A 14,883-nucleotide genomic window follows, 5' to 3' on the forward strand; every position below is an offset into this window, starting at 1 on the left:
ACTTAGGGCAAGCCGGATCAACGCGGATCGGCGAACAAATCGGGGCGAGGGCGGGAAATCAGCGTGATGGGGCGGGTTCGGGCTCGGCGATGATCGAGGCTCGGGGGATTTTTTCGGCCTCCGGGGCGGGGTTTTCACCGGGGGCGAGATCGATGTCCGTGAAGGTTTGCTGACCGTGGTTTTGAGAGATGGAGTTGTCAGCGTAGGAGGCGGCGACGAGGCCTTTTTCCAAGACCAGGCCGGGACCGAGGTTGAGCGTGGCTTGGTTCGAGGTGACCGGAACGCCGGCTGCGGCGGAGCGGATCACCAGGCCGCCGAGGAGATTGGCGCGGGCGGTGTTGCCGGAAATTTTGCCACCGCCGGCAGAGTCGAGAACCAGCCCGAACTCGCGGTTGGCGATGAGCTGGTTGCCCTCGATGGTGGCGGAGGCGGGACCGTTGTCGGCGTGGATGCCGTTGCGGCTGTTTCCCTCGCAGCGGTTGTTGGCGAGGATGACCGCGGCTCCGTCCCACGACTCAATGCCATGCTCGAAATTTTCCAGCGACTCGCAATCCCGGACTTCAAGCGTGCTGCCTTGGCCGATGGCGGCCACGCCGTTCCAGCCGTTGTTGGCGAAGCGGCTGCGACTAACAAGGGCTTGGCCGCCCTCGATCACGGCGAGGCCGTGGCCGCTGGCATCTGTGAAGCGGCAATCGACAAAAGTGGCCTGCCCGCCGCGCACCAGGGCGGCAGAAAAGCGGTCGGTGCCGGCGGCGAACGACTCGTGGCGGAAGGTGATGCCTCTGATCCGCGCGCCTTTGGCGTCCGGGCCGATAGAAATCGCGCTGCCGCTTTCCGGCGCGCACTCGACGATGGTTTCGGCGAATCCGGCGCCTTGCAGTTCGACCGCGGCGTTGATGACGAGCGGGCCTTTCCAGGTCGCGATGCCGAGGACGATGCGGTCGCGGTCGCGCGCGCTGGCGAGTGCTTCCGCGGGCGTGGCGAAATCGCCGGGGACGTGGAGGCTGCGAACGTAGCTGGAAAGTTTTTCCAGCCGCGCGGCGATTTCGGGATTTCCGGGAGTGAGCGAGTTGGCTTCGCGGAGCCAGTCGAGCGCCTGCTGGTCGAACTGTCCTTGATCGCGGGCGACGGCCATTTGCAGGAGTTCGGTGGCTTTCGCCTGGTCCGCGGCGATCTTTTCCACGGCGGCGGTGGCGTCGGCGAGGATCAATTTCGCGTCCGGATCGTCGGGCGTCTTGGCGAGGATTCCTTGCGCCGTGGCGATGGCGTCGTCCCAGTGCCGTTGGTCGAGCGCCTGGCGGGCGGAAGCGATGGCGGCGGTGCGCGACTGATTGGCGCGGGCGGCGGCGACTTGTTCTAGAATGGCGGCGGCGTCCTTTTCCGCGGGAAATTTCGCGAGCACCTGGCGGGCGGCGGCGACCGCTTCATCGAGACGTCCGGCCTCGAGCTCGGCGGTGGCCTGGCCGGTCCAGTAGCCGATGAACTGGGTTTGCTCCTCCACCATGCCGACCTCGATGCTGCGGCGGCCGCGCTGCGCGAGACCGGAGCCGGGATCGATCGCTTCGATCTCGGCAAACGCGCCGGCCGCATCCTGCCAGCGGCGGTTCTCGACCATGATGGAGCCTTGGTTTGCGAGGAATCCGATGCGCGCCTGGCGTTGTTGTTCCTTGGCCTCCTCGTTTTTCAGGTAGATCCACCCGCCGCCGATTCCGGTTAGGAGAACCACGAGCCAGACGAGGTGGAAAGCGGCGCGCTTGGCGGCGGGGGCGGGGGGGATTTCAGCGATGACTTTCGAAGGCAGCGGCGGAGCGGCGAGGCCGACGGCTTCCAAATGCTCTTGGACGGCGGCGAGCGCCTGGTCGAACTCGATGAGTCCCTGCTGATAGCGATTCGCCAGGGTTTCGTTCGGCGCGGAGCGGACCATCGCGGCGATGTGCTCGCGGGCCTGTTTGAAATCGGCGAGATGGGGGCGCGGATCCTCGTCCGGACCAAGTCCGAGGATTTTGCGGGCATCCGGAAGCTTCATGGCGTGTGGGATTTCAGCCGACGAATTTTTGCACGATCGGCATCCGGCGGCCGATGCCGAAAGCCTTCGAGGTCACGCGCAGGCCGGGCGCGGCCTGGTGGCGTTTCCACTCGTTGAGGTCCACGCGGCGCTGCACCCAGCGGACGGTGGCTTCCTCGTAGCCTCGCGAAATGATCTCGTCGGCGGAAAGCTGGTTTTCCACGTAGAGTTCGAGGATGGCGTCGAGGATTTCGTAGGGCGGCAGCGTGTCCTGGTCCTTCTGGTCGGGCCGGAGCTCGGCGCTCGGCGGCTTGTCGATGGTGTTCCACGGGATGATTTCCCGCTCGCGGTTGATCCAGCGCGAGACTTCGTAAACCCGGCATTTCGGCAGGTCGGAAATGACCGCGAGGCCGCCGCACATGTCGCCGTAAATCGTGCAGTAGCCCACGGCGAGCTCGCTCTTGTTGCCGGTCGTTAGGAGCAGGTGGTTTTCCTTGTTGGAAAGCGCCATGAGCATCAGTCCGCGGAGGCGGGCCTGCATGTTTTCCTCGGTGACGTCTTCCGGTTTGCCCTCGAAAACCGGCTGCATCGTGGCTTTGACGGCTTCGAAGGCGTTTTTGATAGGAACCTCGTCGCAGCGGATGCCGAGGTTTTTCGCCAGCGCGAAGGAGTCGTCCACGCTGCCGCGCGACGAGTAGGGGCTGGGCATCGTGAGGCCGCGGACGTTCTCCGGGCCGAGCGCGTCGGCGGCGATCACGGCGGTCAGGGCGGAGTCGATCCCGCCGCTGAGGCCGAGGCAGACGCTGGAGAATCCGCACTTGGTGACGTAGTCGCGGACGCCGAGGACGAGGGCTTGATAGAGTTCCTCCGCGTCGCAGGAATCGAGCGACGCTTCGTTTTTCACCGGAGAAAACGGATCGACCACGACGCAGGTTTCGACGAATCCCGCGAGCTGGGTGGCGATGCCGCCGGTGGCGTCGGTGACCAGCGAGTGGCCGTCGAAGACGAGCTGGTCGTTGGCGCCGACCGCGTTGCAATAGACGACCGGGACTTTCGCCTTGCGGGCGATTCCGCCGATCATCGCGCGGCGCAGCAGAGGCTTGCCGAGATGGAACGGCGAGGCGCTGAGATTGAGCAACAGATCGATGCCTTTTGCCGAGAGTTCATCGACCGGATCGCGATCGTAAAACGGGCGCTGGAGGTAGTCTTCCGTCCAGATGTCCTCACAGATCGTCACGCCGATGCGGTGGCCATTCCAGAGGATCGGTTCGCTGGCATCACCGGGTTCGAAGTAGCGGCGCTCGTCGAAGACATCGTAAGTCGGCAGCAGGGTTTTCCAGATGCGGTGCTGGATTTTTCCGTTCTCCAGCCAAGCCGCGGCGTTGCGGAACGGTTTCCCCGGCCGCGACGGATGGTGGTGGTCCACGTAGCCGACGAGCAGCGGGACCTCGCGGATTTCGCCGGCGAGGTAGTCGAGCGCTTGCAGGCATTTCGGGACGAACTGCGACTTGAAAACCAGATCCCGCGGCGGGTAGCCGACCAGCGACAGCTCGGGCGTCAGCACCAGGTCCGCGCCGGCTTCGAGGCATTCCCGGTAGGCGGCGAGGATGCGTTTCACGTTGCCGGGGAAGTCCCCGATGACCGAGTTGATTTGGGCGATGCCGATGTTCATGAGCGCGTCCAGAAAACACCTGCAAACGGCCACGGGCAAAAGGAAAAAACCTTTTTTGGCGCATGCCGGCATTTGAAATCACCGGAATTCTTCCGGTGTGGAAACATTTTCGGAAAACGGACGTAACACCCCGCCGAAAGGAAAACCATGATGCATCTCTTAAATGCCGCCGCAATCCTGTCCGTCGCGCTGGGCGCGATGGCCGAGGCCAATCCTCCGGGAACGCCGCCTCCCGCGCCGACTGGATTCCAATGGCAGGCGGTTCCCGAGTTGTCGGACGAGTTCGATGGCAAGGAACTGGATGGGAAAAAATGGCTGCCTTACCAGCCCTACTGGAAGGGCCGCCAGCCGAGTCAGTTCGAGCCGAAGAATGTCGCGGTGAGCGGAGGGGATCTCCTGCTCCGTTCCACACCGAAGGTCGCGGATCTAGCGGACGTCAAGAACCCCGAGTCCGATGTGTGGGTGAATTCGGCCTGCGTTTCGTCGAAACAGCCGGTGGCATCGTATGGCTATTACGAGGCCCGCATCAAGGCGTCGCGCTTGTCGATGACCTCGTCGTTCTGGTTTCAGGGGAAATACAGTGAGATCGATGTGGTGGAGCAGTTGGGCGCCTCGGTCAAAAACCCGGAGCTGGGCCGCATGATGCTGATGAACAGCCATTACTTCAAGCCGACGTGGGATCACGACAAGGCGACTCCGCAACGCTGGAAGATGCCGACGGGCGCGGCGGACGAGTTCCACGTTTACGGCGTCTGGTGGAGGGACAAGGACACCCTCCTGTTCTATCACAATGGCGCGAGGGTGGCGGAGATGAAAACCGGCGGCGAGTTTCTTGAAACGATGTATTTGTTTTTCGACACCGAGGTTTTCACCTGGGACGGCCTGCCCACCATCGAGTCCTTGAAAGACCCGGCCAGGAACACCATGCGGGTGGACTGGGTCCGCGCGTGGAAATTGGTGAAGGCCGAAACGAGGCTGCCCGGCTAAACGCCCCGGTGTCAGGGCAAGTCGGAAGAAGGCGGAAGGGGGCTTGTAGGGATAACGCCCGACACCGCGGCGGAGTTCCGCACTACCTGAGAATCCGAAATTGCCCACCTGTTGCTTTGGGGGCCGATAACGATAATTGGGCATGACATTTAAGAACCCATTAGGAATTCTCAGGTTTTTCGCCTTGATGGCAGGGATGCAATGGATGGCCCCGGCGGCCGGTGCAGCCACATTTCACACGATCCCTCTGGTATGGAATGCGGTTCCTGAATCCGGGATACAGGGTTACAAGGTTTACGTTGGAACGGCGAGTCGGCAATACACCCAGATTTACGACGCGGGGACGACTCCCGAATTTTCTGTTGCCGCCATGGAGTTCGGGAAGACCTACTATTTCGCGGTGAAGAGCATCGGCGGCAACGGGCTCGAAAGTGACTTTTCGACGGAACTCGTCGTCAAAATCGCGCCGCCGCCGCTGCCGTTGAACGGGGGCATTTCCGCGAACGCTTCGGGCCAGACCGGATTGAACTGGTCCTTTCCCGCGTCAGCGCTCGATTCGTTGCCCGAGTTCATCGTCGAGGCGAGTGACGACCTGATCACGTGGGCGCAGGTCGGTACGGTGCTACCCGAAGAGTCCACCGGCGGCGACTCGCAGACCCTATTGTTTTCATGGCCCGTCAGCGTCAGCGGCCCCCGGAAATTCTATCGTCTCACATCGAGAAACTGGCTGGGTGCCGCCACGGGGCCCTGAGCGACGGGTCAAATTGATCAGGTGTCAAAAAGGGCGGGTCCACGTGTGGACCCGCCCTTTTTGATAGGTGAGGAGGATCAATGGCCCTTGGTGGCATCCACGCCGAGGACGCCGTCCGAACCGCTGAGTTTGCTCCAAGACAGACCGTATGCGGCGACCCACACAAAGCAGACGAGCGGGACGATGAATCCGGCGGACATGCCGTCCTTGCTGGTGTCGGCGATGTGGCCCATCAGCTTGGGCATGATGGCGCCGCCCATGATGGCCATGACGATGAAGGACGAGGCCTTTTTCGCGCGACTGCCGAGGCCGTGGATGCCGAGCGAGAAGATCGTGGGGAACATGATGGACATGAAGAAGTAGCTCAGGAACAGCGCGATGGCGGAAGCCCAGCCGAGTTTGAGGAGAACCATCAAGCTGCAAAGGGCGGCCGCGATGGCGAAGGTGCCGAGCACCTTGTGAGCGGAGAATTTCCTCAGCAAGGCGGCACCGATGAAACGGCCGGCGAGGAAGAAGATGAAGCCCACCGAGGCGAGGGTGGAAGCGCCCTTGTCGCTCAGGCCGAGGATGCCGTTCTTGTGAATTTCAAACCAGTTGCCGAATGCCCCGGCCCTCCACGCGTCCGGGACGGCGGGAATCTGCGAGGTCATGTAGTTGATGAAATACGCGAAGACCCCGCACTGCGCGGCGACGTAGAAAAACTGGGTGAGTGTGGCTCCCGAGAAATGCGGGTGGCTCCAGATGCTGTGGTTCGAGATGGCGCGGTTCTTCATGGCGAAGACCACGGTGCCGATGGCGAGCAGCACGCCCGAGGCGGACCAAAGCGCTTGGGATTCGGTCAAGCCGAGCGATTTTCCAACGGATGGAATGGCGACGACGGCGGAAACAATCATGCCGATGGCGACGGAAAGCACGACGATGTTCAGCCACAGCAAGCCCATGGCCACGCCGCGGTTGGCGACCGGGGCATCGCCTGCGGGGCTGGCGTCATCGAGGTGGAATTCATCGTCCGACTTGATGTCTGGCAGTTTGCAAAACGAGAAGATCACCGCGAGGACGAGCACGAACCCACCGATGGCGGCGTAGGGAATCCATAGTGTTTCCGATCCGGTGCTCTGGCCGCTCGCGTCCTTGCCGTAGAAAAAGGCGGCGCCGGCGATGGGGCCGAAGATCCAGCCGATGCCGTTGCAGGACTGGGCGAGGTTGATGCGGGTGGCGGCGTATCGCTTCGGGCCGAGAACCGTGGAGTAGGGGTTGGCGACGGTTTCCAGGAAGGTCAGGCCGGACGCAATCACGCAGACGCCCAGCAGGAAGGCGGGGAAGGTGGCGATCTTGGTGGCTGGAATGAACCAGAACCCGCCGACCGCGACCATGAGCAGTCCGGCGATGATGCCGCCCTTGTAGCCGAGTTTGCTGGCGAGCCAACCGGCGGGCATCGCCATCAGGAAATAACCGAGGTAGTGGGCGAACTGGACCCAGGCGGACTGGGCGAGCGTGAGGTGGAGTTCCTGTTGGAAGTGTTTGTCCATCACGTCGATCATGCCGTTGCAGAATCCCCACAGGAGGAACAGCGAACTGACGAGGGCGAAGGTGACGAGGTGGTTTTTTCCGTCAGAAGTCGTGAAGATGCCGGGTTTGCTCATGATGTTTTTTGGATATGGATTTTTTGGAAGCGAGGAGGCGGGCTTCCCCGTCAATACGGAAGGGCTTTGGCTGGAAAGTAAAGCGCCTTCATGATGACGGGGAGAGCCTGGATCGGGATCAGGCCTTGCCGTAGAGTGGGCCGTAGTTCGCGCAGGCGCGGAAGTCCGCGCCTTCGAGATCGGCGGTGCCGAAGGAGGTCCACGCGCTCGGGCGGAAGACGCGGTCCTCGCCGACGTTGTGCATGTAAACCGGGATGCGCAGCATCGAGGCGAGCGTCAGATAGAGGTGGCCCACGTGGCCGCAGGTCATCACGCAGTGGTTGGCTCCCCAGTGGTTCATGACTTCGTAGGCGCTGGTGAAGGCGCCCTTGCCGGTGAGGATCGGTGCAAACCAGGTAGTCGGCCAAGTCGGGTTGGTCCGCTGGTCGAGCGCGTCATGCACGTCTTCCGGCAGATCCACGGTGTAGCCTTCCGCCACTTGCAGCGCGGGGCCGATGCCGCCGACGAGGTTGAGGCGGATCATCGTGGCCGGCATGCCGCCGCGGGTGCGGTAGCGGGTGCTGAGTCCGCCGCCGGGGAAATACTCGGTGATGGACGGGTGCCAGGTGGTGGCCTTGAGGCATTTTTCAACCTCGGCATCCGTGATTTCCCAGAACGGTTTCATCGTCGGGGTGCCGTTGGTTTGCTGCTCGCCGGTGCCGTCGAGCGCGGCCGGGCCGGAGTTGATGAGGTGGAGGATGCCGTCGCCGATGAGCGGGTGGCTGACTTTCTTGCCGCTTGCGGTTTCGATCGCCTCAAGGCTCCAATAGGTGCGGAGGTCGGCGAAGATCTGCGCGGTGTTGGTGAGGAGGTGGCCGAAGAGCATGCCCGCGCCGTTGAGCGCGTCGTTCTCGGTGGCGACGATGTAAGGTGCGCGCTTGCCGTTCCAGTCGAAGGAGGAGTTGAGGATGGCTTCGAGGAAATCGCCGTTAGGGAAGTGGTCGGTCCACTGGCGCTGGCCCTGGAAACCGGAGGCGATGGCGTTGTGCCCGTGCGCCTGCTCTCCGAGACCCATTTCCGCGAGCTTGGGGTTTCCGACCATCAGGTCGCGGGCGATGAGCGCCATTTTCACGCTGTCTTCCCATTCCTTGTCGATCTGCTCGCGGGAGCGGGTGGTGGTGGGGGAGTTGTAGTCTTTTCCTTCCGGGCAGTTCTTCTTCACCCATGCGAGGGCTTTTTCGTATTCGGCCGGGTCGTATTGGCCCTTGCTCATGCGGCCGACGAACTCGGTCATGTCGATGGCTTCCACGCGCATGCCGAGCCATTTTTCCCACAGCGCGGTATCCACGACCGAGCCGGCGATACCCATCGAGGTGCCGCCCATCGAAAGATAGCTCTTGCCGCGCATCAGGGCGACGGCGAGGCCGCACTGGACGAATGACAGGAGCTTGCCGCGCACGTCCGCCGGGATCTCGGTGTCGGTGGCGGACTGCACGTCCTTGCCGTAAATCCCGAAGGCGGGCAGCCCTTTCTGCGTGTGGCCGGCGAGCACGGCGGCCAGATAGACCGCGCCGGGGCGCTCGGTGCCGTTGAAGCCCCAGACCGCCTTGGGCAAATGCGGGTCCATGTCCATCGTCTCCGAGCCGTAGCACCAGCAGGGGGTGACGGTTAGCGAGACGCCGACGTTGGCGGCTTTGAATTTGTCGGCGCAGTCGGCGGCCTCCTTCACGCCGCCGATGCAGGTGTCGGCGATGACGCACTCGACGGGCGTGCCGTCCGGGTAGCGCAGCTCGGCGGCGATCAGCGTGGCGACGGCCTGCGCCTGCTGCATGGTGCGTTCTTCAAGTGACTCGCGGACGCCGCCGAGCCGGCCGTCGATGGCCGGACGAATGCCGATTTTTGGATAAGATGATGGCTTCATAAGAATGCTTTTGAATGGGTCGATCGGGCGGAGATATGGCAGCGTGGCAGGATTTGTCAGCTTGAAATTTCCGATGAATACGAAATCCGGGTGTCGCCGGGACTCGCGGATTCCGCGCATGATGATTCTGTGATCCAATGTAGATTATTGTCTTGAATCGGGCCGGGGATTTGAGATGAATCGCGGGCATGGAAAGCGCCCAGGTCGCCACTTCTTTCGTCTCGCACGAAGTCGAGTCCTCGCGGTTGTTTTTTCTCGATCCGATCGAGGACGAGATTTTCGCGGTGGTCTTCGGCGGCTTCGAGCGGTGCTCGGCGGATTACCGGATCGACCGGCGCGATTTCCCGTGGTATTCGCTGGAGTTCGTCAGTCACGGCTCGGGGAAGCTCCGGTTGGGAGATGCTGAGGCGGAATTGGCACCGGGGAGTTTCTACATTTACGGGCCGTCGGTTCCCCACACGATCGAGACCTCGCCGGAGAATCCGCTCGGCAAGTATTTCGTGGGATTCACCGGCACCGAGGTCGGGGAGTTTCTGGCGCGTTACGACCTGCAGCCCGGATTCATCTCGCGTTGCGTCAAGGGCGAGCCGATCCGGCGGGCCTTCGACAGCTTGATCGACCGCGGCATCCGCAAGTCCAAGCTGGCGCGCCCGCTCTGCGCCGCGATCACCCGCCAACTGCTGTTGATGTGCCGGGATGACGCCGCCGAACCGGTCAGCACCGACACTCCGGCATATGCGACTTACGCGCGTTGCCGGGAGTTCATCGGCCGGAACTTCCTTACAAACACCACGCTGGACGCAATTGCGAAAGCCTGTGAAGTGGACGCGCCCTATCTCTGCCGCCTGTTCGCCCGCTTTCACGACGAGAGTCCCTATCAATTTCTAACCCGCCTGCGGATGGAGCACGCCTCGCGCATCCTGCTGGAAAGCGACGCCTCGGTGAAATCCGTGGCCGCCATGCTCGGGTTTAAGGACGCCTTCCATTTCTCCCGCGTTTTCAAATCCGTCCACCACGTCCCGCCGTCGCGCTTCCGGCAGTCGATGCACCCGCAGTGGACGTCTTAAAAGCGGATTGACGAAACGATCGTGAGCGGGAAACTCGCGCATGCTCCAAACCGCCATTCTCAATCCGCATCTCCTCGACCTCCTCGCCCGCGTCCGCCACACCAACACGCTGGTGATCGCGGACTGGGCGTTTCCCTTCTGGCCGGAAATCGAGACGGTCGATATTTCGCTGACGCACGGGATTCCGACGGTGCTCGACGTGCTCGATTTGCTGACGCCCGTTTTCAAAATCGGCCGGATCTGGCAGGCGGACGAGTTCGTGGCGGCCAACACGCCGGAAGCCGTGGCCCGTTTCACGAAATCCTTCGGTGAAATCCCGCTGACCCGCGAGGCGCACGTCGATTTCAAAAAGCGCGTGCCGCACGCCATCGGGCTGATCCGCACCGGCGATCCGACGCCTTACGGCAACATCATCCTCGAATCGGCCTGAGCGGGTTTTCTACGCGATCGCGGTATGGCGGAATGGCCGGTTTGTGGCATTCTCGTTTCCGTAAGGGATAGCACATCAGCCCCCCAAAGGGCCCACGGGCGTCGGAACAAGGGATCCGACGCCCGTGGTTTTTCATCCCCGGTGGATCACAGCCATTTCATTCTTTTGAAGATGATCAACTGGATCACGGCGATGGCGGCCATGACGGCCATCAATCCGACGTAGCCGTGCGGGTGATAGAGCTCGGGCATGTTGAGCGGGAGCTTTTCGCCGGCCGGGGATTCGGGGGCGAAGTTCATGCCGTAAACGCCGACGATGAAGGTCAGCGGGATGAAAATGGAAGTGATGACGGTAAGCACGCGCATCACCTCGTTGGTGCGGAGACCGACGCTGGAATGATAGAGCTCCATCAGTCCGGCGGTGAGTTCCTTGTAGCTTTCCACCAGGTCCATCAGCTGGACGGTGTGGTCGTAGCAGTCGCGCAGGAAGATCTTGGTGGGGGAGGCGATGTAGCCGGAGGAGTCGTGGAGAAGGCCGTTGATGACATCCCGCAGCGGCCAGACGAAGCGCCGCATCTGGGTGAGGCTCCGCTTGTATTCGTGCAGCAGGTGGACCATCTCGCGGGACGGCCTTTCCAACAGCTCGTCCTCGAGTTCCTCGATGGCTCCGCCGATGTCTTCGAGCACGGGGTAGTAGTGGTCGATGATCGAGTCGAGCAGGGCGTAGGCGAGGTAGTCCGCCTTGAGCTTGCGGATCGCGCCGCGGCCGGAGCGGATGCGGGCGCGGACGGGATCGAACACGTCGTAATCGGCCTCCTCCTGCACGGTGATGATGAAGTTTTTCCCGAGAAACAAGCTCACCTGCTCGCCGCAGATGGTGTGGCTGTTTTCCTGATAGACCATCTGGGCGACGACGAAGAGGTAGTCGGGTGCCTGCTCGACTTTCGGGCGCTGGCCGGTGTTGAGGACGTCTTCGAGGGCGAGCGGGTGGAGGTTGAATTTCTCACCGAGGATTGCGAGGGCCTCCACGTCGCCGAGGCCGTCGATGTTGATCCAGGTGACCTTGCGGTTGTCGAGATGGGCGGCGAGCTCGGAGAGGTCGGTGATTTCGCGCTCATCGAGACTGTCCTTGTCGTATTCGATGATCTGGATTCCGGGTTTGCGGCCCTTGCCATCGACCAGATGGGGGACGAGCGTGGCGGGGGACGATCCCGGCGGGCCGTGGCGCTTGGTGAACATGGTCGCGAGTGTAGGGCGCGCGGCGGCGGAATCAAGCCGGCGAACGGGTTGCTGGGGGGCACCGCAAGTGGTGGGCGGCGGCCTGGCGCAGCCGTAAGGGGGGCGGACATTTTGTCCGCCCGCTGAAGTTTGGCCCCGACATGTAATGTTAGGTGCGTGATAGGTCCGGGCGGTTGTTGATTATGCGGCGGCGAAAAGAGTGGCGGATAGATCTGGCGCGGGTTTTTGGACGCTCCCGTCCGGGGGAGATGCGGTCGTGAAGTGGTCGAAAGCCCCCGGATTGAGCGCGCGGGCCCAGATTTCCGCGCGCAACAACCGGAGCAGGTCGCCGGTGGATGGAAGACGGCCGGTTTCGCGGTGGTCTTTGCGCCATTTCGGCGGGCGCAGGAAGGCGAGGGGCTGGTTCTCCGCACGGGCTAACAGCGCCGCGACCCGCAGCAGGGCGTAGGCGGCGACGGTGAATGTGCCGGGCATGTGCCGGGCGAGCTTGTCGGCGCAGCTTTCGGTGGGGGTGGCGAGGTCGCTGGCGGAGCCGATGAGTTGTTGAAGGCGCTCGTTCAGGAGCGGGGTGGCGTTTTTTTTTGAATGTCGATGGGGTTGGGCGGGACGTCCTTGCGGGCGAGGATGAGGTGGCCCTTGTCAGCGATGATCCACTCGACGGTCTCGCCCTTGGTGAGCTCCATGGCTTGGGCGACGGCGGAAGGGAAGTTGATGTAATACTGCTCGCTGGCCTTGCGGCTGATGAGTTGGACTTTTGTTGGGAATCCCATGCGGAAATCTATTCACATAACTAGATTAATGTCCTGGCAAATTTGAGCGATTGACCGGGCTGGGCAAACTCGCCCCGTGAACTTGTCTAGTCAGGGGCCAAACTTCAGGCCGCCGACATTCTGTCGGCGGCATCGGCGGCATCGGAATCATGGGACCATTCTGGCGGACAGTATGTCCGCCAGACTCAGCGTTCAGCATGAACGCGCTCCTTTTCCGATTTTAAGGCCGCCTCTAAGCATGAAAAAGTCGATGAGAGTTCTTTCCGGATGATGAGGGCGAGATCTTCCTCAGCCACCCCGTGCCCTTGGCGGACTTGCAGCCATTCCCATCAATCGGGGCTATTCCGGCACCGCGACACCCAGCTGCTTGAGCGCCGCGCGGGCGAATCGTTCACCGAGGATGACCGCCTGCCCTCCCGGGTAATGGATGTCGCCCTGGGGCTTCGTTTCGTCGCCGCCGTTGAGGTCGTCGGTGTCGATCCAGCCGCCCAGCGGATCGTCTTCCGCGATCTTCTGTTGGATCGCGCGGATCTTCTTCCAGCCCTCGGCCTGGTCGCCGTGGAGGCCGTGGTCGCTGATGCGGCCGATGACGAAACGCATCTCACCGATGGCGAGTTCCTTTTTCAGATTGCCGACCAACGTCGTGAAGCTGCGCTCGTAGGCCGCGCCAAGGTCGCGCATCGCGTCGGACTCGCCCTGCTTCAGATTGCCGGTCATGTTCGACTGGCCGGAGAGGATGAACAGGTGGCCGCCGGGCTTGGGGACTTCGGCGTCCTGCGCCCATGCGGGTTGCGGCAGAAGCGTGAGAAGGATCAGGCTCAAGATCCGGGTGAATGACGGGAACATCATGGGATTACGGGTGGAGTGAGTGGCTTCTTGCGGGGTTCGGCTGTAGTGCAGTTGCTTGCCGCTGGTTGCCGAGGATCAGATAGCGCTGGCCTTTGATGAGCTGCCGGCACATCAGCAAGACTACGAATGGTAAAATAAGGCATCAGTGTGGCGGCATCTGCCGTGACGGCCAAAAATAATCCGATGGTGAGTAGCATCCTGAGCGCCATCAACATCCGAGACCCCGCGATCTTTGGCTGAAAACTGAGACGCTGAAGGAAAGAATACACCGCTAAATACTGGGATTTTACCATATATGAGTATTTTAAATGAAAGTTTAGAAACGAGAAATACTTTCTCCAGACCGCTTTTTCGAGATTTTTTGACCGCGACTTTTGATATGGAAAACAGGAAATGGGGTCAGTGAAAGCGCCGGGATAAACCGGCTTGGAATAGAGAATGAAAGAGTCTTACAGAGAAAACCTAGCCAGTAGCTCTGGCCACAAGCCCTACGCTGGGAGCGGTGACGCTCCGGGTGTAGCATGGGTGCGTGGCGACGCAGGCCAGCCATCGAGCTCCGAAATCCAGATTCCCGTGTGCCGACCTTGTACTGACAAGGGGAAGGCAACATCGTCCCCACCGCCAAGGCAAGGTGAGGGCGGACACGGCGGAGTCGCAGAACCTGGGCATGTGTCGAAATTCCAAGCGCGAGAACCGGGAGATCCTGATGGTGTCCGCAATGATCTGCCTCCGCAAAGAGGCTTCAAAACGGACCGCTGGTTCAACGTCTCAGACGGGAATGACCAGACGCACGCTGTCAGGAAGTCAGATGGGTCCGTAGTATCGACGAAGTCCGCGAACAAAGGTGTGTCTGAAGCACTGGCGGAGCGGGCGGAGAAAAGGGACCCAGTCGAGAGGAACACCAACCAGCCTGCCATGCCCCGGACGCAGAGCCGGATCTATGGCGGGTCAAAGGGGCTGGAAGGTGTGCGTGGAGCTGCCCGCAAGGACAGCAAGCTCAAGTTCACGGCCTTGTTGCATCATATCGATGAAGACTTGCTGAACCGCTCTTTCTTCAAGTTGAAGAAGACGGCGGCGGTCGGAGTGGACGGGGTGACGTGGTTTGAATACGAGCGCGATCTGGAGGCGAATTTGAAGGACCTCCATGGTCGGATACACCGGGGAAGCTACCGGGCGAAACCATCGCGTAGAAGCTGGATACCAAAGCCCGACGGCCGGAAACGACCGCTGGGAATCGCATCGCTGGAGGACAAGATTGTTCAGGCTGCGGTGTCGGAGGTGTTGCAGCAAATCTACGAGGAGGATTTTCTTGGATTCAGCTATGGCTTCCGGTCTGGCAAGAACCAGCATGACGCGCTTGATGCGCTGACTGTTGGGATCACCAGCAAACGGGTGAACTGGATATTGGACGCCGACATCGAAGGTTTCTTTGACATGATCGACCATGACTGGATGATCAGGTTTCTGGAGCACAGGATCGGTGACCGCCGCGTGCTGCGGCTGATCCGCAAGTGGCTGAAAGCCGGGGTCAGCGAGGACGGGCGGTGGTCGGAGACAAACGTGGGTGCGCC

Annotated in this window: 13 protein-coding genes; 5 read left to right on the forward strand and 8 right to left on the reverse strand. The window is 61.8% G+C overall.

The genetic code is table 11. The features are described 5' to 3' along the window. Positions 1–58: 58 nt before the first annotated feature. Both AC4DF4_RS02165 and AC4DF4_RS02170 read right to left on the reverse strand, forming a co-directional pair. Positions 59–2,026, reverse strand: a complete 1,968-nt coding sequence (locus tag AC4DF4_RS02165) for a right-handed parallel beta-helix repeat-containing protein (RefSeq protein WP_490046471.1) — start codon at positions 2,024–2,026, stop codon at positions 59–61. 13 nt (positions 2,027–2,039) lie between these two features. Further along, positions 2,040–3,677 (reverse strand): NAD+ synthase, encoded by a 1,638-nt coding sequence (locus tag AC4DF4_RS02170; RefSeq protein WP_490046472.1) that lies wholly within the window; start codon positions 3,675–3,677, stop codon positions 2,040–2,042. Positions 3,678–3,824: 147 nt separating this feature from the next. Between AC4DF4_RS02170 and AC4DF4_RS02175 the strand changes: the two genes are divergently transcribed. Continuing rightward, positions 3,825–4,664 (forward strand): family 16 glycosylhydrolase, encoded by an 840-nt coding sequence (locus tag AC4DF4_RS02175; protein ID WP_490046473.1) that lies wholly within the window; start codon positions 3,825–3,827, stop codon positions 4,662–4,664. Between the two features lie 142 nt (positions 4,665–4,806). Beyond that, positions 4,807–5,415, forward strand: a complete 609-nt coding sequence (locus tag AC4DF4_RS02180) for a hypothetical protein (RefSeq protein ID WP_490046474.1) — start codon at positions 4,807–4,809, stop codon at positions 5,413–5,415. 77 nt (positions 5,416–5,492) lie between these two features. Here the strand turns inward: AC4DF4_RS02180 and AC4DF4_RS02185 are convergent, their stop codons facing one another. Then, positions 5,493–7,058: an MFS transporter gene (locus AC4DF4_RS02185; protein WP_490046475.1), complete on the reverse strand. Its 1,566-nt coding sequence runs from the start codon at positions 7,056–7,058 to the stop codon at positions 5,493–5,495. Positions 7,059–7,176: 118 nt separating this feature from the next. Continuing rightward, positions 7,177–8,958 carry an L-fucose isomerase gene (locus AC4DF4_RS02190; protein WP_490046476.1) on the reverse strand — a complete coding sequence of 594 codons (1,782 nt, stop codon included), beginning with the start codon at positions 8,956–8,958 and terminating at the stop codon, positions 7,177–7,179. Between the two features lie 188 nt (positions 8,959–9,146). On the opposite strand from AC4DF4_RS02190, the gene AC4DF4_RS02195 reads away from it, so the two are divergent. Beyond that, entirely contained in the window at positions 9,147–10,025 is an 879-nt protein-coding gene (locus tag AC4DF4_RS02195; protein WP_490046477.1) for a helix-turn-helix transcriptional regulator, read from the forward strand. Positions 10,026–10,065: 40 nt separating this feature from the next. Then, positions 10,066–10,455 carry an RbsD/FucU domain-containing protein gene (locus AC4DF4_RS02200; protein WP_490046478.1) on the forward strand — a complete coding sequence of 130 codons (390 nt, stop codon included), beginning with the start codon at positions 10,066–10,068 and terminating at the stop codon, positions 10,453–10,455. Between the two features lie 146 nt (positions 10,456–10,601). Here AC4DF4_RS02200 and corA read toward each other — a convergent pair whose 3' ends face one another. From corA to AC4DF4_RS02220, 4 genes are all read right to left on the reverse strand, one after another. Continuing rightward, positions 10,602–11,693, reverse strand: coding sequence for a magnesium/cobalt transporter CorA (gene corA, locus AC4DF4_RS02205; protein WP_490046479.1), 1,092 nt, complete (start codon positions 11,691–11,693; stop codon positions 10,602–10,604). 180 nt (positions 11,694–11,873) lie between these two features. Next, complete coding sequence (locus AC4DF4_RS02210) at positions 11,874–12,167, reverse strand: hypothetical protein (RefSeq protein WP_490046480.1); 294 nt, start codon at positions 12,165–12,167, stop codon at positions 11,874–11,876. A gap of 83 nt (positions 12,168–12,250) precedes the next feature. Then, entirely contained in the window at positions 12,251–12,463 is a 213-nt protein-coding gene (locus AC4DF4_RS02215) for a hypothetical protein (protein ID WP_490046481.1), read from the reverse strand. Positions 12,464–12,802: 339 nt separating this feature from the next. After that, entirely contained in the window at positions 12,803–13,285 is a 483-nt protein-coding gene (locus AC4DF4_RS02220) for a sialate O-acetylesterase (RefSeq protein WP_490046482.1), read from the reverse strand. A gap of 873 nt (positions 13,286–14,158) precedes the next feature. On the opposite strand from AC4DF4_RS02220, the gene AC4DF4_RS02225 reads away from it, so the two are divergent. After that, positions 14,159–14,883, forward strand: a 725-nt coding sequence (locus AC4DF4_RS02225) for a reverse transcriptase domain-containing protein (RefSeq protein ID WP_490046483.1), incomplete at its 3' end; no start/stop codon positions are given.

Source organism: Luteolibacter sp. (genome assembly GCF_058122085.1).